Genomic DNA, 23,407 nt, shown 5'->3' with positions numbered 1-23,407 from the left:
GCGCCATCGGTTTGCAACCGCTCCAGCAGTCGGCGAACCTGCCGCGGGCTCAGCGCCAGGCTATGGGCCGCCGAGACGATCGTCATGCGGCGCTCGACAACCTTCGACAGAACCTCAATCCGCTGCAGGTCGCGCTCGCTCATCGCTATCAGTCCCATCCGCGTTCTCCCGCATCGTTCAGAAGCGGGGAGTGTGACATTCCTACTTTGCAGGATCAGGACATTCTAACTTTGCGGCTACATGCGCATTTCCGATAAGCGCGATTACGGAACAGGCGCTGGAGGCGTTTGCCGCAGCGAAGAGCCCGCAAGCATTAACGAAGCATTATAGAGTATTTCGGGAGTGAATTGGCAGGGGTGGCACGATTCGAACGTACATTTGAGGATTGGAACCCCCAAAAGCTCTGCCAAATGAGCTGCACCCCTGTAGTGATTTAAGAAATAGCCTGATTTCACGGGCCTGTGACCTATACCTGAGAGGGTTTTTTGGCAAAAAAGTATAAGTTCTGACCTAACTTTGGTTTAGTCTCGGGCTTCTGGCGTTTCAGGACCCGAACTTCCGATAAGGTCGTATATGGAACCAGCCACGCTGAGACGATCCCCCCTCATCCGCGTTGTGGTGTTGTAGGCGGAACCCGTGCCATGCCTCAGGGTCTGAACGCCAGTCATTGCACCAACCGACTCCTGGCCATCCTGGAGCCAGAGGACTTTGCGGCCCTCGAGCCGCATCTCGACCTCGTCGAGCTGAAGCGCGGTCAGATCCTTTATGACGCCGGCGAGCTGATCAGCCATGCCTACTTTCCCCATAACGCGATCATCTCCCTTGTAAACGTCATGGAGGACGGTGCTACCAACGAGGTTGCGGTGTTCGGGCGCGAGGGCGTCGCGGGCCTGCTCAGTGCCCTGGTGACGCGGGAGGCATTCGGCCGTTATGTCGTGCAGATGGCCGGCACAGCCTCGCGGATTGCCTTCGAGCGCCTGAACGAGGTGCGGGATACCCGTCCCAAGCTCCGGCTGATGATCCTGCTTTATGGCGAAGCCTTTCTGGCCCAGACCTTCCAGACCGTCTCGTGCAATGCCTTGCATCCGGTCGAGGCCCGCTGCTGCCGCTGGATCCTGAGCATGCACGACCGGGCGGATGGGGACACCCTCCCGCTCACGCACGAGTTCCTAGCCGAGATGCTCGGGGTCCAGCGCTCCACCGTCAGCGTCGTGACCCGCACGCTACAGACAGCGGGCCTGATCCGGCAGAGTCGCGGCAGCATTACCGTCCTCGACCGGGCAGGGCTCGAGGAGACGACATGCGAATGCTACGGCAAAATCCGCCGGGTCTACCAGCGTCTGCTGCCCGGCACGTATCCGCCAACCCCATCGCGGTAGCGGATCCCGGGACCTGGGAGGCTTTTAGTCACAGTCCGGAAACCCTCCTGCTGGTCAGGCGTCATGCCTTGGGAGAGGGAGATCAGTGTGGCTCTCTACTATTTCGATATCCAGACTGGCACGGACCTCTTGCGTGATGACGAGGGGACCGAGTTCGACAGCCTGGACGCTGCCATCCGAGGGGTAATTCGCTCGGCGGCTGAGATTGAAACAGGCCAGCTGGCAAGGGGTGATCTCAGCGATGTCGTCATCGAGGTGCGCGATGAGCATGACCAGCGGATTGTCACCGTAACCGCGTCGATGAAGCTCGAACGGCATGATCTATCGTCTCAGCCTTCGGATCTGGGGCAGGCATAATTCGCGGAAGGACGTTTTTGGAACAGGCACTCCGCCAGAGTAAATCGCCATATTTGAATATGATCCTTTCAACAACGGTCGCTTGTCGCTGGGTTCAAGGATCTCGGATGCCTCACAACGAGCAAGACCTGACTGAAAGGGAATACTATCTTATCGGCCGCCTTGCAGAGCCGGTCAGCCGTGGAAGACGTGGAAAAAAGGGGTTGGATCACTTTACTGACGAGGCAAAGAGGCTCGTCCAGCAAGGATATCTGGAGCGAGCGCCCACTGGCGTTCCCGTTGGCAACTCCCGATATATTGTCACCCCCAAGGGCCGGGCAGTTTGGCAAGCCTACCGGTTCACCGGTCCCTAAGCTGACAGAACATTAGGGATGTTGCTCAGCATTGTTCGCGAATTTCCGATAAAGTGCGATTATGGAACCGGTTTTGAAGGTTTCGCAGCGTATTCTGGGACGCTTTGAACGGTCGTCCAGGCCTATACAGTACAAACGGCTCGAGAAGGACCCTCTGCATATTTGTGAATACTGGCGAGTACTATGTTTGGAATAGGGTCAGATGGAGCACGCATCCGCATGTTCTCGTCGAGCTCGACAGGGATGCTGAACAAGGTCGACGGCTGGCCGGCTCGGTAAGAGTGCTGCCAGATGTAATGGACCCCCCAAGAGAGCTTGGAACCACGTACGGGATGTCCGTATCTGTTATTGACTAAGTACGGAATATCCGTACTATCAAGCTATGAACACGCCGACCGAATTCGAATGGGACGACGCCAAGGCCGAGAGAAATCTCGCTAAGCACGGTGTTTCTTTCGACTATGCGGTCCAGGTGTTTCTTGACGAAGCCTGCATCATCTTCGACGCTTCCCAGACCGACCAGGGCGAAGCTCGTAGCAAGGCGGTCGGCGCAATCGAGCGCAGGCTTTTCGTAGTTGTTTTCACAATGCGCGGTGAAGTCTGCCGAGTTATCTCGGCCCGCCGCACTAACGCCTCGGAGGAGAAGCGATATGGYGACCGTTCGTAAGACATTGGCCGATATTCGGGCGACCCCTCGGAAGCTGACGCCTGAAGAAGCCGCTCGCCTGGATGCCATGACGGATAGTGACATCACGGCCGCCGCCGAAAGCGACCCAGACAACCCGCTGCTTGGTGAAGACGAACTTCTCAAGGTTTTCGTCGGTGGCATTGTCCGTCGCGCTCGCGCACGCACCAAGCTGACCCAGCGTGAATTTGCAGAACGCTACCACCTCAACCTGCGTCGTCTTCAGGATCTAGAGCAAGGCCGTACTACACCGGATTCCGCCCTGGAGGCCTATCTTAGGGTTATTGAGAAGGAACCGGAGCTGGTAGAGCGGATCATCAATGCGGCTTAAGACGTTTCGACTGCCGATTGCCATATGCTAAGCTCTTCCCGCTCTATGGGAGGGGCTGATGAAGAAGTTAGCAATGGCCGTTGGGGCCTGCTTGCTTATGGTTGGTTGTGACAGCGGCCCTCATCCCGCTACCGAGCGGGACGAGTTCAACGCCTACTTTTATGGTTCCGTTGCAAACCCTGACGTAGATCAAGAGACTGCCGGAGATGACCTCAGGTTAGGCGGCCACGCCGAAGAGAGCAGCAATGAAATCACGCTGAGCCTGCATATCGTTTGCTGGTGCGTTCAAAACCTGACCTTTGCGGATCATCGCCATCGCCTCGTAGCCGGCAATCGTCTGTGAGGCAGACGCGAAGCTCTTGAAGCCCAATCCGGGTCTGRCCAGGCGCTTGATGCGCCGGTGATCCTGCTCGACGATGTTGTTCAGGAACTTCACCTGCCGGAGTTTGGCGAACCGCCAGAGCTCTCCGGCACGTTTCATCGCCTTCGTCGCTACAGGATAGGCGGYATTCTTGTCGACCGTGATAGTCCGCGGACTGACTGTATGGGGTTGCTTCAAGGCTTTCCGGAAAAAACGCTTGGCAGCCGTCGCATCCCGCTTGACCGAGAGCAGAAAGTCAATCGTCTGTCCGGCCGCATCAACGGCACGGTAGAGATAAAGCCACTCGCCCTTTACTCGGATATATGTCTCGTCCACACGCCAGGAGCCGTTTGTCATGCGCAGATGCAGGCGGACGCGCTTGTCCAGTTCGGGTGCATAGGCCTGGATCCAGCGGAACAGGGTGGTGTGATCCACCTGCACACCACGATCCGAGAGCATGCGCTCGAGGTCGCGATAGCTGATTGGGAACTGAAGATACCAGCGGACCGCCCACAGGATGATCTCCGCCGTGAACTGCCGACCCTTGAACGGGTTCTCTTGCCTGTCTTCACCACGAGCCCCTCTCAACGCGCTCAGCGTCATAGCCCGAGCCAGGGTGCCTTCAAAGCTGCAACAGAACCCGATCACCCGCGGCACGTCGCACAAACCCTTCAGCAGCTTGCGAAAGAAGCGCTTGGCCGCTTTCGTGTTCCGTCGGCTCTGGACCAGCACATCGAGTACATTCCCGTGCTGATCAACGGCCCGCCAGAGGTAGTGCAGTTTGCCTCAGATGCGGACAAACACCTCATCGAGAAACCACTTGTCTCCGGGTTTCGGTCGGCGCCGCTTGAGCGTGTTGGCGTGGGTTCGTACGAAGCGCGGCTCCATTCACGGATGGTCTCATAGCTGACCACAACACCCCGCGCCGCGAGGATCAACTCGACCTCTTGAAGGCTGAGGCTGAAGCAGTGATGCAACCACACCGCTTGGTTGATGATCTCGGCCGGAAAGCGGAAGCCGCGGTAAGGATTGGATGTCGTGCTCATGCCCGAGACCCTGCCACAGACCCCGACCTCTCGCCAAGTTGACAGTACCGTCGGTTTGCGAGGCAGAATCTGCCGAACGTGGCTAACCTCTGGAATAGCGACCGCCTCTAACATAAAGAGGCGGTCGCTGCTTTTCAGGCTGTCTGGCAACCCCGGCTTTCCAGTAACTTATCGATCCAGCTGCGATCCAGCCGCCCCTCCTGAATGGCGATTCGAACCTGTTCCTCCTGCACCACCTTTTTCTCGGCGGCTTCGAGGATGGCTTCGGCGTGAGCGAACGGAATGCAGAGGACACCGTCCTCATCACCAATGACGATATCACCAGGTTCCACCGTCATGCCATCGATCGCGATCGTGCAGTTGATTTCACCAGGACCATCCTTGTAGGGCCCGCGGTGTGTGACGCCGGCCGCATAGACCGGCATCGAACTTGCCCGCAGAACGCTGACGTCGCGCACCGCTCCATCCAGAACGAAACCTGCGATATTTCGGCTAGCGGCGTAATTCACCATCATTTCTCCCATTAGCGAATTTGTCAGCTCGCCACCGGCTTCCACGACGATCACATCTCCTGCGCCGGAGAGATCTATAGCCTTGTGCAGCATTAGGTTGTCGCCGGGGCGGGTGCGCACCGTCACCGCGACTCCGGCGAGAGGCGTGCCGTCGTGATACGGACGGAGCCGCGCACCGGTTGCGGTCGTACGTGACATCACGTCGCTGACGTTCGAGACGGGGATGGATCGAAACCGTTCGACCAGTTCCTTGCTGGCAACGCGATCGCGTTTGTTGATCTGAAAACCGTGCATATTTCCTCCGAGTTGTTCAGGGCCTGAAAGCGATGGTTATGTCCTGGAAGCCCGGTGCACTGGCGACGAGAACGTCCTCCGACACGAGCGAGACAGGTCCGATCCGTGCGCCGGTTATCACCAGATTGCCTTCCAGGAGGCCGTGGCCGCGAGAGGCGGCGTGGTTGGCAAGCCAAGTCAGCGTGGTCACGGTCGTCTGCCATTCCTCGCGTTTCGATGCCTCGGGCAGGGACGCGCCACTCACCGAGAGCGCGACGGGAMTCACCGACAGGTCGAGGCTTCGCCAGTCCCTGATGGGAGCACCGTGCACGACGGCTGCATTGCTTTGAAGATCGGCGATCGCCATCAGCGGCGACAGGCTCTTGCGGTCCATGAAGCGAGACGAGATGAGTTCCACCGCGAGCACCACGCCATCGATGGCGTCTTCGACTTCGCAGGTGGAATAGGGTCTGGCTCGCGGGGGCAGAGACGAACCGAATACGACGCCAAGCTCGACCTCCGCCTGAAATCCGCCAGCGGGCCATGTCAACCGCTCCGTCAGCAGCGCTCCGGCTCTCTGGAAGGCGGAGGCCGGCAGAGCGGAGCACCGCGGCTCGCTGTCGGGTTTGGCGCCGACCTTCCACCCACCGACAGCTCCGATCAAGCTGATGGTTTCATCCTGAATGGCATAGGCTTCCGCAAGGTCGGCCGGATGCAGATAATCCGGCAGCGTCGGCAGTTGCATGTCCTGATGGCGCGCAGCGAGCAGGACGCTGGCCGCCTCGGCTGCTCTTGAGTTCAGTATGGTCATTGGGTCGGATCCAATAGGCTTGAGGCGGACTGAGTTCCACGAAGCTGCTCCTCGCGGGGACGCGACGCTAGAAGTCGCCTAGTATAGGAGTGCTGAGGATTCTCGAAGACGCTGGCCGTCGCGCCCGTTTCCACGATACGCCCCCCCTGCATCACCACGACGCGGTCCGCGAAATCGCGCACGACGGGGAGGTCATGGGCGACGAACAGGTAGGAGACACCGAACTCCGTCTGCAGCCGCCTCAACAGGTCAATGACCTGTGCCTGGATGGAGACGTCGAGCGCCGAGACTGCTTCGTCGCAGATGATCACGTCGGGCTTCAGCGCGAGTGCACGGGCGATCGCTATGCGCTGGCGTTGCCCGCCCGAGAACTGATGCGGATAACGCGCTGCGTATTCGGGTTTCAGCCCGACCTGCTCAAGGAGAGTCGCAACTGCATCGCGCCATTTTGGGTGTGGCAGCACGTCCCTGTGAATTGCCCAGGGCTCGGAAATGATCTCCTCGATCGGCATTCTCGGATTGAGAGACGCCGTTGGGTCCTGAAAAACGACCTGCATGCGCAGCCGCAGAGCCTTGGTGTCTTCCGGGTCCTTCGAGAATAGATCTTTCCCGCCGAACGTGGCCGAGCCATAGGTTGGCTCCACCAGACCAAGGAGGGTTCGAACCAACGTGGTCTTGCCCGAACCGCTCTCGCCGACGATGCCTAATGTCTCGCCGCGACTGAGGGTAAAGCTAACATCGTCAAGCGCTTTGATTGAATTTCCGGTATCCTGCTTCAGGATACCCTTTGTCACCCCGTAGTATTTGCAAAGCCCGGTGACTTCGAGGAGCCGCTTGTCCTTCGCTGTTTCGCGGCTCGGTGGATATCCGTGGCGACCGGGGACGGACTCGAGCAAGCGGCGCGTATAGGAATGCTGTGGTGTTTTGAGTACCGACTCGACGAGCCCGTGCTCGACCACGCTGCCATGTTGCATGACCACCACACGATCGGCTATTTCCGTCACCACGCCGAGATCGTGGGTAATGATCAGTATCCCCATGCCCGTCTCTGCCTGCAACCCCTTCAAGAGCTTCAGGATCTCTGCCTGCACGGTGACGTCAAGGGCGGAGGTCGGTTCGTCCGCGAGGAGCAGGTCCGGCTGCAGCGCGATGGCGGCCGCGATCATGATGCGTTGGCGTTGCCCGCCAGAGAACTGATGCGGATAGTCATGGAAGCGCCGGTCGGCGTCAGGTATGCCTACCTTGCACAGAAGCTCGGCCGCCCTGCGCCGCGCTTCCTCGCGCGGGACATTATGCGCCAGCATGCTCTCAACAATCTGCCAGCCTATCGAATAGACCGGATTGAGCGCTCCTAGTGTGTCTTGGAAGATCATGGCGATGCGCTTGCCATTGATCTGCCTCTGCGCTTCGGACGAAAGTCCAGTCAGGTCTTGGCCGTCAAAGAGGATTCTGCCGGATGCGATCCGCCCGGGAGGGATGTCGATGAGGCCCATGATGGCCGAAGCGCTGACGCTTTTGCCGGAGCCGCTTTCCCCGAGGATTGCAAGGGTCTCGCCCTTGTCGAGGTGCCAGCTCACATTGCGGACGGCATGAACGATGCCGGAACTCGTCTGGAAATCAACGCTCAGGTCGTCGACCTGCAGCAGATGTTCGGAGGCCCGGGTCATGGTTGTTTGCGCTCCAGCCGCCAGCGTTGTGAAGGATCGGTCGCGGTGCGCAGCCAGTTGGCCAAGAGATTGACGGCGATCGCTGTGAGCGAAATTGCAAGGCCTGGCCAGAACGACAGCCACCACGCGCTGGCGAGATAAGCACGCCCATCGGCAACCATGAGGCCCCAGGTGACTGCCGGCGCCTGGACGCCGAGCCCCAGAAAGCTCAGGCTTGATTCAGCCAGCATCACTGCCGAGAATTCGAGTGTCGCGATCGTTAGCAGCGTCGGGAAAACGGTAGGGAAGATGTGCTTGAAAATGACGCGGCGGTTGGATGCGCCCATGACCTGTGCCGCGATGACGAACTGGCGTTCACGCACTTCCAGCACCTCTGCTCGGCATGTGCGGAGGTAGACGGCCATGCGGCTGATCGCGAGGACCAGAACGACGTTCCCGACGCTGGGCGACAGGACGTAGAGTACGATCAGCGCCAAGAGCAGCGAAGGGAAGCTCATGAGGATATCGACGCCACGCAGGATGACGCCGCTGACCCAGCCGCCCTTATATCCGGCGATCAATCCGAGGATGGCACCGATGACGAGGGCGCAGAGGACGGCGGCACCAGAGATCGCGAGCGTGTAGCGCGCACCGATGATGAGCCGCACCACCACGCTGCGGCCAAGATTATCCGCGCCGAGAACGTAGAGCCAGCCCTTGTCGAGAGAAAGGGGAGGTGCATTCCTGCCGCGAAGATTGACTGCGAGCGCCTTGTCGTCGAGCAGCATCGGGCCGAAGATCGCGCAGCACAGGACAAGCAGAAGAAAGAGCGCGCTGATGAACGCGAGCTTGTCGCGCCACAACATCGCGGTGATGCCGATCAACCTCGCCAGAAAGCCGGCGGGTGGAGGCAATGTAGCCGGAGAGGAGGAAATGTCGATGTTGCCAGCCATTCAATTGTACCGAATTCTGGGGTCGAGCACGGCGTAGATGATGTCGACCAGGATATTCAGAGCGAAGATGCCAATGGCGGTGATGAGAACAGCTGCCTGGATGACTGCAAAGTCACGGAACAGGATGGCGTCAATCATCAGCTTTCCGATACCGGGGAAGCCAAACACGGTTTCGGCGATCACCGCGCCGTTGATCATGCCGGCAGCCTGATCGCCTGCGACCGTGACGATCGGCAGCATGGCATTGCGCAGGCAATGCACGAAGATGACCCGTTTCGGACGGACCCCTCTTGCGCGCGCGGTCTTGACATAGGACGAGTTGAGCGCCGACATCATCGAACTGCGCACGACCTGGGTCAGCACGCCGCAAGGACGCACGAAAAGAACGACGACCGGCAGGATCCAGTGAAGCGGCGTACCGGTCCCTGACGTTGGAAGTACGCGAAACATGACGGCGAAGACCAAGACCCCGACGATGGCGATCCAGAAATTCGGAATGCTTGCGCCTGCGAGTGAAATGAGGCTCGCGACCCGGTCGAACAATCCGCCTGGGCGATAGGCGGCGATGGAACCAGTCACGATCGCAATCAGGAGCGATATGCTCATCGCGTAAAGCGACAGGAGCAGCGTTGTCGGCAGCGCTTCCATGATTAGTTCGAGTGCCGGCCGCCTTTGCCGAAGAGAGTCGCCGAAGTCGAACTGCAACAGGTCGGTTATGTAATGAAGGAACTGCAGCGCCACCGGTTGATCGAAACCGTGGAGCGCTGCAAATTCCTCGCGAACCTGTTGTGTGCTGTCCATCGGCAGAAAGAGATCGGTGGGGTCGCCTGTCAGCCGTGCCAGAAAGAAGACCAGAACGATAAGGCCGATGAGCGAGACAAGGCTGTACGCAATGCGTTTCCAGAGATAGGCGCCCATTATTTCCTCCCTGCGGCCAGGGTGACCGATCACCCTGTCCGCGGGTTAATTCATTATTTGAACTTAACCTTCGAGAGTTCGAAGATCGTGCTCGTCACTTCGGTGGGCTTGAAATCCAGTCGGGGCGCGACCCGCATAACATTGACCATGTGCAGCATCATCACATCGGGCACTACCTGCGAGGCCGAATAGGCATTTGCCTCTTGGAAAAGCTTGACCCGTTCGGCGCCTGCCGCCGCGTCGGCGCGCTCGATCAGGCTGTCCAGCTTAGGATCGCCGAACTCACTCTGTTGACCCTTCGAGTGATAACGGAAATACATGGTGAAGGTCGCGTCGCCGGAACTGTTGTCGTGCTGTTCCTGGATTAGCATCGGCACGCGGTCATTGCTGAACGGCTTATTGACCAGTTTGAGCCACTGGGCGCGCTCGATCTGGTTCAGCTTCACATTGAGGCCAACCTCCTTCCACATGCCAATCATCGCTTCCATCGCCTCCTGCCCGTTCGGATAGAAGTTGATGCGGCCGATCAGCGGAATTTCCTTGTCGACGGCGACCCCGTCGGCCTTCGCTTCCGCGAGCAGCTTCTTGGCCTGCTCGGGATCGTAGGGCCACGGCTTCAGGTCGGGGTTGTAGCCGTTGATGCGCGGCAGGAAGAGCTGGGTGGCTATCTGGTAGTCCTTAGTGAACAAGCCATCGCGCAAGGCCTCCCTGTCGATCGCAAGGTTGAAGGCCTTTCGCACACGGATATCATCCAGTGGCGGCTTGAACGAAAAGCGAAGCCGTGTCGTCTCGCCGTTTGCGTAGCTGAAATCGGTCTTCGGATCGGTAGCGTCCTGGATCGCGATGTTCAAGCCGATATCAGCCTCGCCCACCTGGACCATGGCTGCGCGCAGCGCCGACTCGTCGCGACGGACATAGGTCGCTTTTTCGACTGCCGGCTTTTCACCCCAATACCCGTCGAACCGTTCAAGGACCGTCTGGTCCTGCTGACCCTTGCCGATCTTGTAGGGGCCGGTGCCAACCGGCGCATTGGTCAGCGCATCGAAATTGGTGTTCGGGGATTCGATGGATAAGAAGCTCATGAAGAGCGGCATCAGAACCTGCGGCAGTTCCGTCGAAATCTCGATCGTATAGTCGTCGATGACGGTTGGCGTCAGCTTAATATTAGCGAACAGCTTGCCGCGGTTCAGACAATCGAGCTTCGTATTGAACATGCGGTCGATCGACCGCTTGACGGCGTTGGCGTTGAAGGCGGCGCCGTCCTGGAACTTGACGCCTTCCCGAAGCTTGATGCGCCATACGGTGGGTTTTACCTGCTCCCAGCTGACAGCGAGCCGAGGCTCAGGCTGGCTTGTCGCCGGATTGAGGTGAGTCAGGTTCTCAACAACGTTGTCGCGAATGACGATACCGATCTCCGACGAAGAATTGCAGGAGTCGATGTTGTCRAAGGCATAGGGCGACACGATCGTGATTGCCTTTGAACCGCTCTGAGCCGATGTCGGCGAGGCAACTGAAAGGCCAACAGCCGCCGCGACCACGGCCTGCTTCATAAGTCTCATGATTTCCTCCCTAGGATATTATCCACGGACGCGGCCGGCGGTCAGCCTCTACAACTCCGCACCAGTTCTCCAGCCGTGGCGGCTTCGAGCCGACAAATAGTTAACAGCCAGTTTTCAGCTTGGATAATATAGAATACTTTTATTTCTATAAAATTCCTGTATGGAAAGAGAGTATAGTGGGGTTCCTGGATCTTCGTCGTTTGCGCTATTTCCATGCTATCGGGCAGGCGGGCTCCATGTCCGAGGCCGCCCGGCATCTTGGCATAGCTCAGCCTGCGCTCTCCTATCATATTCGGGAAATCGAAAAGGATTACGGTGGCGAACTCTTCCGTCGATCCCGGCAAGGCATGCAACTGAATGATGCCGGCCGCCTTCTGCTTGACCACGCGGTCGTCATCCTAGCGCAGGTGGAGCGCGCCGAGCAGGAGCTTCTAGAGTTCGGCAAGCGTAAGGCGGGTATGCCGCAGGTCGTCCGCTTGGCGGCCATTCCGTCGTTGGCAACGCTATTAACGCCTCGGCTGCTCGCCGAAATGAGATCTCTTTATCCGACCTATGGTCTCTATGTGCTGGAATCCAACACCCGTGAAAGCCGTAGCCTGCTTGAGCGCGGTGAGGTTGATCTCGCTGTGACAATTGCCGATGAAACGGTAGCCGAAGCCTGTCATCTCGTACGGGAAGAGCTGTTCCTTGCGATGTTTTCGGAGCATCCTGACCGCAACAGCAACCCGATTGCCTTCCAAGATGTGCTGAAGGAGCAATTGATACTACCCTCCAGGGGGCGCCCCGTCCGCAACCTTGTCGAGCACCACGCGGCAGTACTGAAGCTGCCCGTTTTCGTTGCGTACGAGATCGACGGCCTCAACCCTCGCAAACAGGCGACGATTTCAAACCTTGGCCGCACACTTATGCCCTGGATTAGCATTTCAGACGAGATCGCAGCCGGTACTTTGAGGGCACGCCGTATTGTAGCACCTTCCATCGACCGCGCGATTGCGCTGGAACGGCGGGATGATCTGGCGCCAGAGCTGGGTAACGTCCTACATCAAGCGCTAAAAAGAATTCTCAAGGAGATGATTCCCGGGATTGGTGCTCATCAAGAGCTCTTGTGGGGGCGTTAAAAGCTAGCGAGGGCGGCAGGCTCCGTCGCAAACCGTTCAGTAACTCAGTTCGGGTTACGCCTCCGATCAACTCCGGAGGTTCAGATGTTCAAAGGCCGACACTTCGATCGCTCTGTGATCCTGCTGTGCGTGCGGTGGTATCTGGCTTATGGCCTGAGCCTGCGAAATCTTGAGGAGATGATGGCTGAGCGAGGCATCTCCGTCGACCATGCGACGGTGCATCGCTGGGTTATCCGCTATGCTCCTGAACTGCTGAACCGATTCAACTCACGGAAGCGAGCCGTCACTGCCAAGTGGCACGTTGACGAGACTTACATCAAAGTTCGAGGCCAATGGAAATATCTCTATCGAGCTATCGATAGCAACGGGGACGCCGTCGAGTTCTGGTTCAGCGAGCGGCGCAACCTGGCTGCGGCCAAGCGGTTCCTGCGCAAGGCCCTTAAGCGGCATGGCCGACCCGAGAGGATCGTGATCGACGGCAGTCAGACTAATCGTGAAGCGATCCTGACCTGTGACACCGCAGACCGGCTTCAGGATCGGTCGAGACGCGAGCTGAAGCCGATCCGAATCCGGCAACGTGCCTACCTCAACAATCGCATCGAGCAGGATCACCGTGCTATCAAGAGGCRAGTGCGGCCGATGCTCGGGTTTCAATCTGTTGCCTGTGCCCGTGTGATCCTGGGCGGCATTGAGATGATCCACATGATGCGCAAGCAGCAGGCAAAGTACGCCCGGAATCCCGCCCCATCACTTGCCGAGCAGTTCGAGATGCTCGCCGCCTGAGCCTATGACAATTCCTCGGCCCGCTTCTCGCCCCGACTTCAAATTTGCGACGCATCCGCGAAGTATGCCCAAAATCGGAAATCATCGCTCGCCGATCAGTTTGAGCAGCTCGTCGCATAATCAGCAACATGCTGCTCGGGCATCTTTCTGTCCTCAGCCATAACTTGCGACAAAACCCTATGAGGTCAGCTTGTCTTCGGAAACTGTCCGGGTCTGCCAGACGTTACTCGTGGCCAAGAGCCGCTACCCGTTAGACATGCGAATGGACCGACAACCAGCCTCATCGCCGCCCCCAGCAATGGCGGCACAGGCCTCCAAGGGCCTGGATGCGCCCGCCGTCGCCAGACTGCTGATCGAGCTCGGGCAGCGGCTCGTGCTCGCGGGAGAGAACCCCTACAAGGCGCGCTCCTACACCCGGGCAGCCGAGAGCCTCCTGCTGCTCAGTGAGCCCCTCGAGGAAATCATAGCGGCAGGGCGGCTCCAGGAGATCCCGGGTGTGGGCGCCGCCCTCTCAGAGACGATCCAGCGATTGCACCGGAACAGCACCACGCCGCGCCTGGAGGCCCTGCGGGCTGAGGTGCCAACGGGCGTGCTGGAACTACTGGCGATCCCAGGTCTGCGCCCGCAGAAAGTCCTCGACCTCTACCGCAAGCTCGGGATCACCAGCGTCGAAGAGCTCGAAGCGGCATGCCGGCAGGACCGGCTAAAGGTGACGAAGGGCTTCGGTCCTGCCTTTCAGGATAAGGTCCTCATGGGCATCGAGCTCATGCGGCGTTCGCACGGGCAACGGCTCATCCATCGCGCCGGCGAGCACCTCAGCACTTTGGAAGCAAACCTCAGGCGGTCGCATCCAGAACTCACCCGCATCGTTCCCGCCGGCGACTTCCGACGTGGCTGCGAGCTGGTCTCAGATCTCGCTCTTGTGGCCGAGACCCCGGCTCACGCAGGGATCGAGGTTGTCGATCTCTCTGAGGCGGCCAGAGTGTGGCTGGCGGACCGGCGGCACTATGGGGTTGCCCTGGTGCTGGCGACAGGCTCGTCCGAGCACGTTGATGAACTCCAATCTGTTGCCGAGCGCCGCGGCTTGCGGCTCGATGAGCGAGGGCTGTACCGCGGCCAGGACCTCGTTGACTGTGTGGACGAGAACGATGTCTATGCGGCACTGGATCTTCCCTTCATCGAACCCGAACTGCGGGAGGGCAGGGGAGAGATCGCCCTCGCCGTAGCGCGACGATTGCCTCAACTCGTGGCCAATCAGGACATTCGGGGCCTTCTGCACTGCCACACCGACTTCTCGGACGGCAGCAACACGCTGGAGGAAATGGCCGAGGCGACGCGGGCCAAAGGCTATGAGTATTTCGGTGTTGCGGATCATTCGAAGACGGCCAGCTATGCCGGCGGGCTCTCGGTCGAGAGGGTCGTCAACCAGCACGAACTCGCGGACGAGTTGAACGCCCGCTATCAAGGCCGCTTCCGGATCTTAAAGGGGATCGAGTCCGACATCCTCGAAGACGGCTCGCTCGACTATCCGGATGAGATGCTGGCGCGCTTCGACTTCGTCGTGGCGAGTGTGCACAGCCGCTTCAGGCTCGACGCCGAGACCCAGACCGAGCGCATCATTCGGGCAGTGTCCAATCCGTTCACGACCATCCTCGGCCACATGACGGGTCGGCTGCTCCGCCGCCGGGAAGGGTATCAGATTGACATCGAGAAGGTTTTGGGGGCTTGCGCAAGGCACAGGGTGGCCGTTGAGATCAACGCCCATCCTCACCGTCTGGATCTGGACTGGCGCTGGCACCAGCGAGCACTCGACCTTGGGTGCATGTTCAGCATCAACCCCGACGCGCATAGTGTTGACGAGCTTGATCTCACCGCCTGGGGCGTGTTGATGGCCCGCAAGGGAGGCATTCCTCCGCACCGAGTGCTGAATTGCCTGGGTCGTGATGAGCTCGCGGGATATCTCACCAGGCAGGCTATGCCGCTCAACGGGGGCAGCGCAACATAAGGCTGTGCCACTCCGTCGGGGCAGGCTGAATCGATCGGCGTATTAAACTTGCGGTCCTTCTTGTCCACGAAGAGTGGAATAGACCGCCCTTGGTCGTTCCGCACGCGCCACGAGCCAAGGCACAGGACATTTCATAGGCAAGGCCGGTTCACCCGAGTGGTGGTCAGAGCCGCCTTGTGGCTCGCACAGATCGTATGATGTACAACGCCCATGAATTTGAGGAGATGAGACGTGGCACACCATCGGTTCAGTCCGACAGGCTATCACAATGTTTTGGGTGCTCGCGATCCGGTCCTGCGGATCGCCGATGGCGACACGGTCGTCACCACCACGATTGATGCCGCTGGACGTGACCACGAACATGTGGAACGCGCTCCCAGGCCTAATCCCATGACAGGTCCCTTCTTCGTGGAAGGGGCAGAGCCAGGCGACGCGCTGATCGTGCAGATCCAACGCATGACGCCCACCCGGGACACGGGCTGGACCTATTCCCTCCTGGCCTCGAACGTGCTTGATCCGGAGATCCTGCCCCGACTGCCTGAACGGCACCGGGTCGAGTGGGCAATCGATCGCGACGCTCAAACTGTGCGTTTGATGGAGCCGCCCAGCGCGGTGGCGGATCTTGTCTTGCCTTTGACGCCCATGATCGGGTGTTTCGGAGTAGCCCCTGGCATGGGGCAGGCGATCTCCACGGCCACGAGTGGCCGGCATGGCGGCAACATGGACTTCAGAGGCTTTGCGCCAGGAGCAGTCGCCTGTTTCCCTGTATTCGAGCCCGGCGCTCTGTTCTTCTTGGGCGATGGGCATGCCTGCCAAGGGGATGGCGAGATCGTCGGCACGGGGATCGAGACTTCGTTCGAGATCGAATTCACGGTGCGACTGAAGAAGAATGCCAATCACGGCTGGCCTCGTGGCGAGACGACTTCGGATATTTTCACGGTCGGCAACGCCCGTCCGCTGGACCAAGCCCTCCAGCACGCAACGACAGAGATGTTGAATTGGCTTGGGAACAGTTTCGACCTGGATCCCACTTCCGCCAGCCATCTTCTGGGACAAGTGGTGCGCTATGATATCGGCAACGTCTTCAACCCAGCCTACACCGTCGTTTGCCGCATTGCCAAAACCTGGCTCCGGAAGCCGGATTCAACTCTGGGCTGGCTTGGCTGACAGGTGCACGGTTCAGACACAACCGACTTTCGAAGGTTGGTGCCTCGAACGATTGGGATGTTGAGTCCAAAGCGATCAAGATTGGCCAACTCGCTTTCCCGAGCTGGCTAATGTCTTTGTGTCCTTCGGTCAATCCAGAACCGTCTTCAACGGCGAGATCGTCCGGCTCGAGCAGGACCACATCAGCTCGTTTGCAGCTCTTCAGGGGACTTCTTGTCAAAATGATAATTCAGCGAAACTCGGCAGGCCTGCGGTCGAGGCCGCCATCTTCCGACACACTTCGGAAGACGTGCAGCTTTCCGTTAACGACGGCGAAGCCGCTGTTCCTGAAGGGTAAGGGAGATTCCTACTTTGACCCAAAGCCGTCCATGCGCCGTCCATGGAGGCAGACTGGACGGTAGGCTTCGGCATGGGCATAAGGCTCAATCAAAAGACTGGGTGGCTGGAATTTTAGTTGCGGAAGACCTTCCGTTTCTACTCAAGATCCATGAGGCTTCCCAGAAACGTTGACTGGCACTGCGCTGCGCATTTCTTCAAGATCCCAGTAAATGCCGGTCATCAGTCGTAAGCCGTCTCGGAGAATATCCAGCGGCAGGTGCTCGTCTGGACCGTGCTGGGAGCAGCCCGGGTAGGAATGCGGCACCCAGATCGTTCGCAATCCAAGAATCTCAGAGAAAATGTCGTTCGGCAGCGTGCCGCCGAGGTTCGRCAATATGATGGGTTTCTGCCCGGCGGCTCGTCAGACGATAACGGACATTCGCGAAGGGCAGGGGACTTTCAGAGGCTGGACCGTTCCTCTTGACACGCATAAGCGCTGGCCAGACATTCGCTCGATCATCCCAGCCCGGCTTTCATTGAGGGCACTGCTATGACGATCGATATTGACCAGCTGACCGAGGCCGAGCTCATCGATCTCAACCACCGCATCGTCGAGCGCCTGCGCTTTCTCGACCAGATGCGCGCTCATGTGGAGATGCTGGAGTTCAAGATTGGGGACCGGGTCACCTTCCAGCCTCCCGGCCAGCGGCACCTCGAGGGCATGCTGACGCGCTACAACAAGAAGACTGTGACGGTGATCACCGACACCGGGCAGAGGTGGAACGTCTCGCCCACCCTCATCAGCAGGGTCAAGCCAGCCAAGGGCACCAACACGGCTGGATCCAACGTGGTCGTGCTGAATCAGCGCTGACGCGAGTTCCGGTGGGTTTGATCGAAGGTTGGGTCGGTTTGCCTGGCGATGTCGCTAGCGTAAGGAACGACGAAGATACTCGGCCGACAGGGCGTCATACGGGTTACGGGTGGGCAGGAACTTCAAGGCGACGAGCCGGCTGACAATCTCATCAGGCGAGCGCTTCAGGATCAAAGGGTTCTGTTGCATCAAATTCGGGAGGCACAAGCCGTAGCGTGTTTGTTGGCCTGGCCACCTACCAGATCCTGTGGTTTGACAGGTTAATGCAACAGAGCCCGTCAAAGACCGTGACCAGTAGGACACACCATTTGAAATTGAGCACTTCTGCCGAAAAATGGGACAACTGGTCAATGTCGGTGAGATGCTCACTCATTCCTAGTCTAGGAAAATGTATTAATAACAGCTAGCTTCCCTTACAGAAGTTCAATCATGTGGCGGATCGACCGCCGCGCTGCCGTGAGTGGGCTCTCAGAATGAGAGGCGGCTAGACGGGAACAGGGGCGAATATGAGCAGCGGCACGCTTAATTTCAGCAGCGATGACAATAGCCGTTGGCTAGATGGCGTTGCCGAAGATGGCGAGGGAGGATCGATCAATCTGCCTGAGATCGATATCCAAATCGGCTTGATCTCAAACGCGAACGGCACCTCTTTGGGCGTTCCAATTGATTGGTACAACAGCCAAGATCTGGCCAACACTTCTCATTTCACTGGCCTAACCACTTTCGATTATCCAGGAGTTGGGGGCTCTTCAGATAATGGATGGGCCGGCTTCGTGATCAAGAGCGCCGACGGCTCAGACTTCCAGTTCAATCAATTTCAATTTTATGACTGGGGTGGGTGGACTGGCGAATCTGTCAATGTCGTCGGCTTCAGAGATGGCCAGCAGGTTGCTACGTCCAACTTTGCGTCGAATAGTGGCGATTACTTTATCACATCCGTTCTCGGCACAAGCTTTGATCGGGTTGACGAAATCCGGATCACTTATGCAGATGGGGGTGGATGGGGGGCTATCAACAACGTTCAGATTGCTGATCCTCCACCGCCAAAGGTCACCTCGGTTACGTCTTATTCTGCAAACGGCACCTACAAGGTCGGCGATACGATCAACGTGTCCGTTACGTTCGACACTGCCGTCGATGTTACTGGCATACCGCAGCTGACGCTGGAAACCGGCTTGACGGACCGCACCATCAACTATGTTGGCGGCAGCGGCACCTCGATCCTGAGCTTCAGCTATACGGTGCAGGCCGGAGATACCACGCCGGACCTGGACTACCTCAGCACGAACGCGCTGTCCCTGCACGGTGGCACGATCAAGGCATTTGGCAGCACAATAGACGCCTCGCTGGCGCTTCCGACTCCCGGCGCCTCCGGCTCCCTCGGCGCGAACAAGGCTGTCATCATCGACGGCATCGCCCCGACGTTGGATATTTCCAGCAGCAGGTCGGTCCTGAAGGCCGGCGAAACCACCACGATCACCTTCACGTTCAGCGAAGACCCGGGTTCGAGTTTTACCCTTGGAGACGTTGCAGTCAGTGGCGGCACCCTGTCGGCGCTCAGCGGTACAGGCCTGACGCGCACCGCCACCTTCACCCCGATCGCAAATATCGACAGCGGCTCGGCCAGCATCATGGTTGCAGCCGGCTCCTACACGGATGCGGTCGGCAATGCGGGTAGCGCCGGAGCCACCTCGTCGATCACCTTTGACACGCTGATACCGAGTGTTCCGTCCGCGCCTGACCTGGAGACAGATAGCGACAGCGGCACCTCGCACAGCGATAATTTGACAATGGACAAGATCCTGGTGTTCAGCGGCTTTGCCGATGCTGGCACGACGGTCAAACTGTACGACAGCGACGGCGTCACCGAGATCGGTAGTGGCGCCACCAACGGCAGCGGCAGCTGGACGATCACGACCTCGACGCTGCTTGAGGGCTCGCACCAGCTTACTGCAAGAGCGTTCGATGCCGCCGGCAATGCGAGCGCCGCTTCCATCAGCCCGATGGTCACGATCGATACCACGGGGCCGCTGCTGTCCATCACCAGCAGCGCCGCGCAACTGAAAGCCGATGAGAGCGCCACCATCACCTTCACCTTCAGCGAAGACCCGGGTGCATCCTTCAGCTGGGATGGCGCCACCGGTGATGTAGTGGTCAGCGGGGGCTCGCTTTCAGCGATCTCGGGCACGGGCCTGATCCGCACTGCGACCTTCACGCCGGATGCGGCAATCAACAACGGCACGGCCAGCATCACGGTCAGTGCCGGGGTCTTTGGCGACCGGGCTGGCAATGCCGGATCGGCCGGCGCGACGCCGTCGCTGCACTTCGACACCTTGGTGCCTTCGCCTCCATCAACACCCGACTTGGACAGTGCAAGCGACACTGGTGCATCCCCCACTGACAACATCACCAGTGACACGATCCTGACCCTGACCGGCTCCGCTGAAGATGGCGCCACCATTACGCTCTATGACACCGACGGCGTCACGGTGATCGGCACGGGCACCGCGGTCGGAGGCGTCTGGTCGATTACGACGGCAGCGCTTTCGGCGGGGAGCCATACCCTCACGGCACGGGCGACCGATGCTCTTGGAAATACGTCTGCGGCTTCCGCAGGACTGTCCGTAACGGTTGACAGCGATGATCCATTGATCGCCTCGGTGACGGTGCTGGCCGACGGCACGTACCGAGCGGGCCAGGCGCTCATCTTCACGGTACACACCAGCGAGGCAGTGCTGGTCGATACGATGGGCGGAACCCCACGCATCGCATTAAGCATCGACGGCAACACCCACTACGCATCTTATGTGTCGGGCTCGGGAACCACTGCCCTGCAGTTCTCCTACACGGTCCAGCCTGGAGAAACGGACGCCGACGGCATCACATTGGTTGCATTGTCCAGCAATGGCGCGACGCTCAGGGATGCGAGCGGCCACACTGTTGATCTCACGCTTCACGGTGTGGCGGGCACCACAGGTGTCAGGATTGATGGCGTTGCTCCGACCGTGGCTATCTCCTCGCCCGCACTGACTGACGACGGGACGCCGACGATCTCGGGATCTGCAGAGACGGGAGCGACCATCACGCTGACGGTTGGTGGAGCGACCTACCTAATTACGGCCGTGGACAGCGCTTGGAGCATCGACTTGGAAACAGCAGTGCCGATAGCCGGCAACCTGCTCCTCAACCGGAATGGCGACAATCTTGTCTCCGTCACTGCGACCGATGAGGCTGGCAACGTCTCCGGTGTCGTGACCCAGACCTTGACGATTGACATCAACGATCCTCCCACAGGCCTAGTGACGATCAGCGGCCATCCTATGCGGGGCCAGACGCTGACGGCGAGCCAAACGCTGGCTGATGCCGATGGCTTGGGAGCGATCTCGTATCAGTGGCAGGCTGATGGGGTCGACATCACTGGTGCGACCGGAACCAGCTACACCTTGACGGAGGCTGCCGTCGGGAAGGTCATCACCATCAAGGCCAGCTACACCGACGGCGGTGGGCATGCAGAGAGCGTCACCTCAACGGCCACAGCTCCCGTGCTCCTGATACCCGATCCGGTCGTCAGTCCGAACCAGACCGGCGGCCACAACATCACGATCTCGGACCCGTCGCAGCTGACGGCTGCTCTGGGCACGAGCTGGGTGGATCATGTGTTCTATTCTGGCTCTGGCACTCTGATCCTACCGGACACGATCGAGAACATTACTCTCTGGGGCACGGCTGACGTGCAGGGCAATGAGCTTGGTAACCTCATGCGCCGCGGCGCAGGCCAGAACACGCTGAATGGCATGGGTGGCAATGACACGCTCTACGGCGACCAGAACAGCGACCAGGTATATGGCGGCACCGGAAACGACGTCGTGTCAGGCGGCGATGGCCAGGACCGGGTGTACGGCGGATCTGGGAATGATAACGTCCAGGGCGGCTCTGGCAACGACCGGGTGTATGGTGATGCGGGACGGGATACCGTCGCCGGCGGCTCCGGCAACGACTTTGTCGAAGGCGGATCCGGCAATGACCGGCTCTCGGGCGGTTCCGGCCAGGACCGGCTGTATGGTGGCGCGGGCCGTGACCTGCTGTCGGGGGGCTCGGGCCATGATTGGCTGTCTGGCGGGGCTGGCCAAGACACGCTTCATGGTGGGGCCGGCCGCGACCGGTTTGTGTTCGACACCCAACTGAGCGAGAGCCGCAACGTGGATGAGATCCGGGACTTCACAGCATTAGAGGACCGGATTGTGCTGGAGGATGCGGTGTTCACCGCACTGGGCAAAGGTACGGCTAAGGGGGCGATGCTGGCGGCAGAGCTGTTCGTGACAGGAGCGGCCGCCCAGGATGCGCAGGACCGGATCATCTATGACCGACAGACGGGATCACTCTACTATGATGCCGATGGTACCGGTTCAGCCGCTCAGGTGAAGTTCGCCGTTCTGACGAACAAAGCAGAGATCTCCTCCCACGACTTCTTTGTGATCTGAGGAACGCACAGTGTATTTGGGAGGAGTACCCTGCTGGCTTAGGCTGGCGTAGAGAGGTTCTGCCTTCCAGCTGTTGTCACGTCCCGCTATTCCTTGGACATGGCAAAGAGGCCACGGGCTTCAGTCACAATCCGCCATTCTTCAGACAAAGTGTTGATGGGTTGGCCGATGAGCTTAGAGAGGGCAGTAGTGATCCAGCCGCCTTATCGCTTGTGGTCGAGGCGGGCACCCCTGATGAATGGACCATGCCCTCTTAGGGGCTCCGAAAATTCGGCACCGTTGCATTAACCGTGGTCGTGTAGCGAGGGATAGCCAATCGAGGAATCGTTCTGTTGTCTCTGTTCAAGCGCCGCCGTTTTCCTGTCGAGATCATCCTGCTGTGCGTGCGCTGGTACTGCAAGTACGGGCTCAGCTATCGCGATCTCGGCGAGATGTCTGAGCGCGGTGTCAACGGTGACGCATCCACCCTCTTTCGCTGGGTTCAGCGCTACGCGCCGGAGATCGAGAAGAGGGTTCGCTGGTGTCAGGGTTCCCGTTGTGGGTCTTGGCGTGTGGATGAGGCCTATGTGCGGGTCGGTGGCGAGTGAAGGTACTTGTTCCGTGCCGTCGACAAGCACGGACAGCTTATCGACTTCATGCTGGCAGATCGGCGCGATACGGGAGCAGCCTACCGCTTCCTGCGCAAAGCCGTGAAGACGATGAGCGCCTATCCGCCTGAGTCGATCACAACTGACAAGCTGGCGTCCTATCCCAAAGCCATCCGGCGCCTGCAGAACGAAGGGCTGCTGCCCAACGAGGTCGTGCATCGGACATCGAAATGTTTCAACAACATCATCGAGGCGGATCATGGAGCGCTCAAACGTGTGATCCGGCCGACCCGCGGCTTCAAGAGCATGAAAACGGCGCGTGCGACGATCAAGGGCTTCGAGGTGATGCGGATGATCCGCCGCGGCCATTGCGGCCTGTCTCAGCGCGACGTGACAGGAGAAATCCGACTCATCAACGAGCTCTTCGGCCTCGCCGCCTGAAGAAAGCGGGCGGGCGGGTTCGTTGTGACCGTTCCAAGTTAATGCAACAGAGCCCATTGCCATGAAGAAAAAGGGCGCGTGATTAACTTTATCTGTTGATTGCAGGTGACAACTGGGTCCTGCGGCGCCAAATGCCGGAAACCCTACAGGAGTTTTCCATGCCCAAGGCAAAGCCTGCACTCAAACGTCCTCGTGCCAAGTCCCCCGCAAAGACTGCGCGCGCAAAAGCGACTGGAGCTGATGCTGGACAAACTGCGAGCCTCGGCAGCCGTACTGTGACAGCTTCCTCGAAAACGCGGCCTGCGCCAGGATCCAAAACCAAAGCACCGGTAAAGAAGGTGAGGACAGCGGCCACCCAACAGACCCGTACCAGCACCGTTCGGCAATCTGTGGTGCCACGGAAGGCTAGCACCAAGGCCGCAGGCTCTAAGCAAACCGCAAACCACACGGAC

The 23,407-nt window shown here is 59.3% G+C and carries 18 protein-coding genes, 1 tRNA gene and 2 pseudogenes; 11 read left to right on the top strand and 10 right to left on the bottom strand.

The features are described 5' to 3' along the window. Together ACXJKO_RS18335 and ACXJKO_RS18330 are read right to left on the bottom strand one after the other, a co-directional pair. Positions 1 to 158, bottom strand: a 158-nt coding sequence (locus tag ACXJKO_RS18335; RefSeq protein ID WP_457092524.1) for a helix-turn-helix domain-containing protein, incomplete at its 3' end; no start/stop codon positions are given. Between the two features lie 190 nt (positions 159 to 348). Next, positions 349 to 425 (bottom strand) — tRNA-Trp (locus ACXJKO_RS18330). A gap of 216 nt (positions 426 to 641) precedes the next feature. Here ACXJKO_RS18330 and ACXJKO_RS18325 point away from each other — a divergent pair. The 4 genes from ACXJKO_RS18325 (at position 642) to ACXJKO_RS18310 (ending at position 3,105) form a co-directional block, all read left to right on the top strand. Then, entirely contained in the window at positions 642 to 1,379 is a 738-nt protein-coding gene (locus ACXJKO_RS18325; protein ID WP_457092522.1) for a Crp/Fnr family transcriptional regulator, read from the top strand. Positions 1,380 to 1,466: 87 nt separating this feature from the next. After that, entirely contained in the window at positions 1,467 to 1,736 is a 270-nt protein-coding gene (locus ACXJKO_RS18320; RefSeq protein WP_457092521.1) for a DUF6894 family protein, read from the top strand. Positions 1,737 to 2,471: 735 nt separating this feature from the next. Next, positions 2,472 to 2,756, top strand: a complete 285-nt coding sequence (locus tag ACXJKO_RS18315; protein WP_457092520.1) for a BrnT family toxin — start codon at positions 2,472 to 2,474, stop codon at positions 2,754 to 2,756. After that, positions 2,740 to 3,105 carry a helix-turn-helix domain-containing protein gene (locus ACXJKO_RS18310; protein ID WP_457092519.1) on the top strand — a complete coding sequence of 122 codons (366 nt, stop codon included), beginning with the start codon at positions 2,740 to 2,742 and terminating at the stop codon, positions 3,103 to 3,105. Before ACXJKO_RS18315 ends, ACXJKO_RS18310 begins: the two co-directional genes overlap by 17 nt. Positions 3,106 to 3,322: 217 nt before the next feature. On the opposite strand, the gene ACXJKO_RS18305 is transcribed toward ACXJKO_RS18310, so the two are convergent. From ACXJKO_RS18305 to ACXJKO_RS18275, 7 genes are all read right to left on the bottom strand, one after another. Further along, on the bottom strand, positions 3,323 to 4,069 hold the full coding sequence (locus ACXJKO_RS18305; protein ID WP_457092523.1) for an IS6 family transposase: 747 nt from the start codon (positions 4,067 to 4,069) through the stop codon (positions 3,323 to 3,325). Positions 4,070 to 4,646: 577 nt separating this feature from the next. Further along, positions 4,647 to 5,318 (bottom strand): RraA family protein, encoded by a 672-nt coding sequence (locus ACXJKO_RS18300; protein ID WP_457092518.1) that lies wholly within the window; start codon positions 5,316 to 5,318, stop codon positions 4,647 to 4,649. 16 nt (positions 5,319 to 5,334) lie between these two features. Further along, positions 5,335 to 6,108, bottom strand: coding sequence for a fumarylacetoacetate hydrolase family protein (locus ACXJKO_RS18295; protein WP_457092517.1), 774 nt, complete (start codon positions 6,106 to 6,108; stop codon positions 5,335 to 5,337). After that, positions 6,105 to 7,775, bottom strand: coding sequence for an ABC transporter ATP-binding protein (locus tag ACXJKO_RS18290; protein WP_457092516.1), 1,671 nt, complete (start codon positions 7,773 to 7,775; stop codon positions 6,105 to 6,107). The genes ACXJKO_RS18295 and ACXJKO_RS18290 overlap by 4 nt, the downstream gene beginning before the upstream one ends. Beyond that, complete coding sequence (locus ACXJKO_RS18285) at positions 7,772 to 8,707, bottom strand: ABC transporter permease (RefSeq protein WP_457092515.1); 936 nt, start codon at positions 8,705 to 8,707, stop codon at positions 7,772 to 7,774. The genes ACXJKO_RS18290 and ACXJKO_RS18285 overlap by 4 nt, the downstream gene beginning before the upstream one ends. Continuing rightward, a complete protein-coding gene (locus ACXJKO_RS18280) occupies positions 8,708 to 9,625 on the bottom strand; it encodes an ABC transporter permease (RefSeq protein ID WP_457092514.1) in 918 nt (305 codons plus the stop codon). Positions 9,626 to 9,678: 53 nt separating this feature from the next. Beyond that, the gene (locus ACXJKO_RS18275) at positions 9,679 to 11,088 is read right to left on the bottom strand and encodes an ABC transporter substrate-binding protein (protein ID WP_457092513.1); all 1,410 of its coding nucleotides are present in this window, start codon (positions 11,086 to 11,088) and stop codon (positions 9,679 to 9,681) included. A gap of 215 nt (positions 11,089 to 11,303) precedes the next feature. Between ACXJKO_RS18275 and ACXJKO_RS18270 the strand changes: the two genes are divergently transcribed. The 4 genes from ACXJKO_RS18270 to ACXJKO_RS18255 all read left to right on the top strand — a co-directional run bounded on the left by ACXJKO_RS18270 (position 11,304) and on the right by ACXJKO_RS18255 (position 16,257). Next, positions 11,304 to 12,302, top strand: a complete 999-nt coding sequence (locus ACXJKO_RS18270) for a LysR family transcriptional regulator (protein WP_457092512.1) — start codon at positions 11,304 to 11,306, stop codon at positions 12,300 to 12,302. A gap of 84 nt (positions 12,303 to 12,386) precedes the next feature. Further along, complete coding sequence (locus ACXJKO_RS18265; RefSeq protein ID WP_457092511.1) at positions 12,387 to 13,085, top strand: IS6 family transposase; 699 nt, start codon at positions 12,387 to 12,389, stop codon at positions 13,083 to 13,085. Between the two features lie 262 nt (positions 13,086 to 13,347). Next, the gene (locus ACXJKO_RS18260) at positions 13,348 to 15,090 is read left to right on the top strand and encodes a PHP domain-containing protein (protein ID WP_457092510.1); all 1,743 of its coding nucleotides are present in this window, start codon (positions 13,348 to 13,350) and stop codon (positions 15,088 to 15,090) included. 231 nt (positions 15,091 to 15,321) lie between these two features. Further along, complete coding sequence (locus tag ACXJKO_RS18255; protein ID WP_457092509.1) at positions 15,322 to 16,257, top strand: acetamidase/formamidase family protein; 936 nt, start codon at positions 15,322 to 15,324, stop codon at positions 16,255 to 16,257. Between the two features lie 478 nt (positions 16,258 to 16,735). Here the strand turns inward: ACXJKO_RS18255 and ACXJKO_RS18250 are convergent. Next, a pseudogene (locus tag ACXJKO_RS18250) lies at positions 16,736 to 16,996 on the bottom strand (hypothetical protein); the annotation flags it as partial. Positions 16,997 to 17,125: 129 nt separating this feature from the next. Between ACXJKO_RS18250 and ACXJKO_RS18245 the strand changes: the two are divergent. The 3 genes and pseudogenes from ACXJKO_RS18245 (at position 17,126) to ACXJKO_RS18235 (ending at position 22,955) form a co-directional block, all read left to right on the top strand. After that, positions 17,126 to 17,446, top strand: a complete 321-nt coding sequence (locus tag ACXJKO_RS18245) for a hypothetical protein (protein WP_457092508.1) — start codon at positions 17,126 to 17,128, stop codon at positions 17,444 to 17,446. Between the two features lie 506 nt (positions 17,447 to 17,952). Next, positions 17,953 to 21,927 carry an Ig-like domain-containing protein gene (locus ACXJKO_RS18240; RefSeq protein ID WP_457092507.1) on the top strand — a complete coding sequence of 1,325 codons (3,975 nt, stop codon included), beginning with the start codon at positions 17,953 to 17,955 and terminating at the stop codon, positions 21,925 to 21,927. A 332-nt stretch (positions 21,928 to 22,259) separates the two neighbouring features. After that, positions 22,260 to 22,955 (top strand): annotated as a pseudogene (locus ACXJKO_RS18235) (IS6 family transposase). Positions 22,956 to 23,407: the final 452 nt, after the last annotated feature.

The organism is Microvirga sp. P5_D2 (assembly GCF_054049475.1).
Note: the sequence above shows the minus strand (reverse complement) of the source record. Positions and strands in the feature narration are given on the sequence as shown.

Excerpts from the sequence above, each read along its gene's own strand:
- ACXJKO_RS18325 (WP_457092522.1), top strand. The coding sequence starts at position 642 with ATGCCTCAGGGTCTGAACGCCAGTCATTGCACCAACCGACTCCTGGCC.
- ACXJKO_RS18300 (WP_457092518.1), bottom strand. The coding sequence starts at position 5,318 with ATGCACGGTTTTCAGATCAACAAACGCGATCGCGTTGCCAGCAAGGAA.
- ACXJKO_RS18290 (WP_457092516.1), bottom strand. The coding sequence starts at position 7,775 with ATGACCCGGGCCTCCGAACATCTGCTGCAGGTCGACGACCTGAGCGTT.
- ACXJKO_RS18285 (WP_457092515.1), bottom strand. The coding sequence starts at position 8,707 with ATGGCTGGCAACATCGACATTTCCTCCTCTCCGGCTACATTGCCTCCA.
- ACXJKO_RS18280 (WP_457092514.1), bottom strand. The coding sequence starts at position 9,625 with ATGGGCGCCTATCTCTGGAAACGCATTGCGTACAGCCTTGTCTCGCTC.
- ACXJKO_RS18260 (WP_457092510.1), top strand. The coding sequence starts at position 13,348 with ATGGACCGACAACCAGCCTCATCGCCGCCCCCAGCAATGGCGGCACAG.
- ACXJKO_RS18245 (WP_457092508.1), top strand. The coding sequence starts at position 17,126 with ATGACGATCGATATTGACCAGCTGACCGAGGCCGAGCTCATCGATCTC.
- ACXJKO_RS18240 (WP_457092507.1), top strand. The coding sequence starts at position 17,953 with ATGAGCAGCGGCACGCTTAATTTCAGCAGCGATGACAATAGCCGTTGG.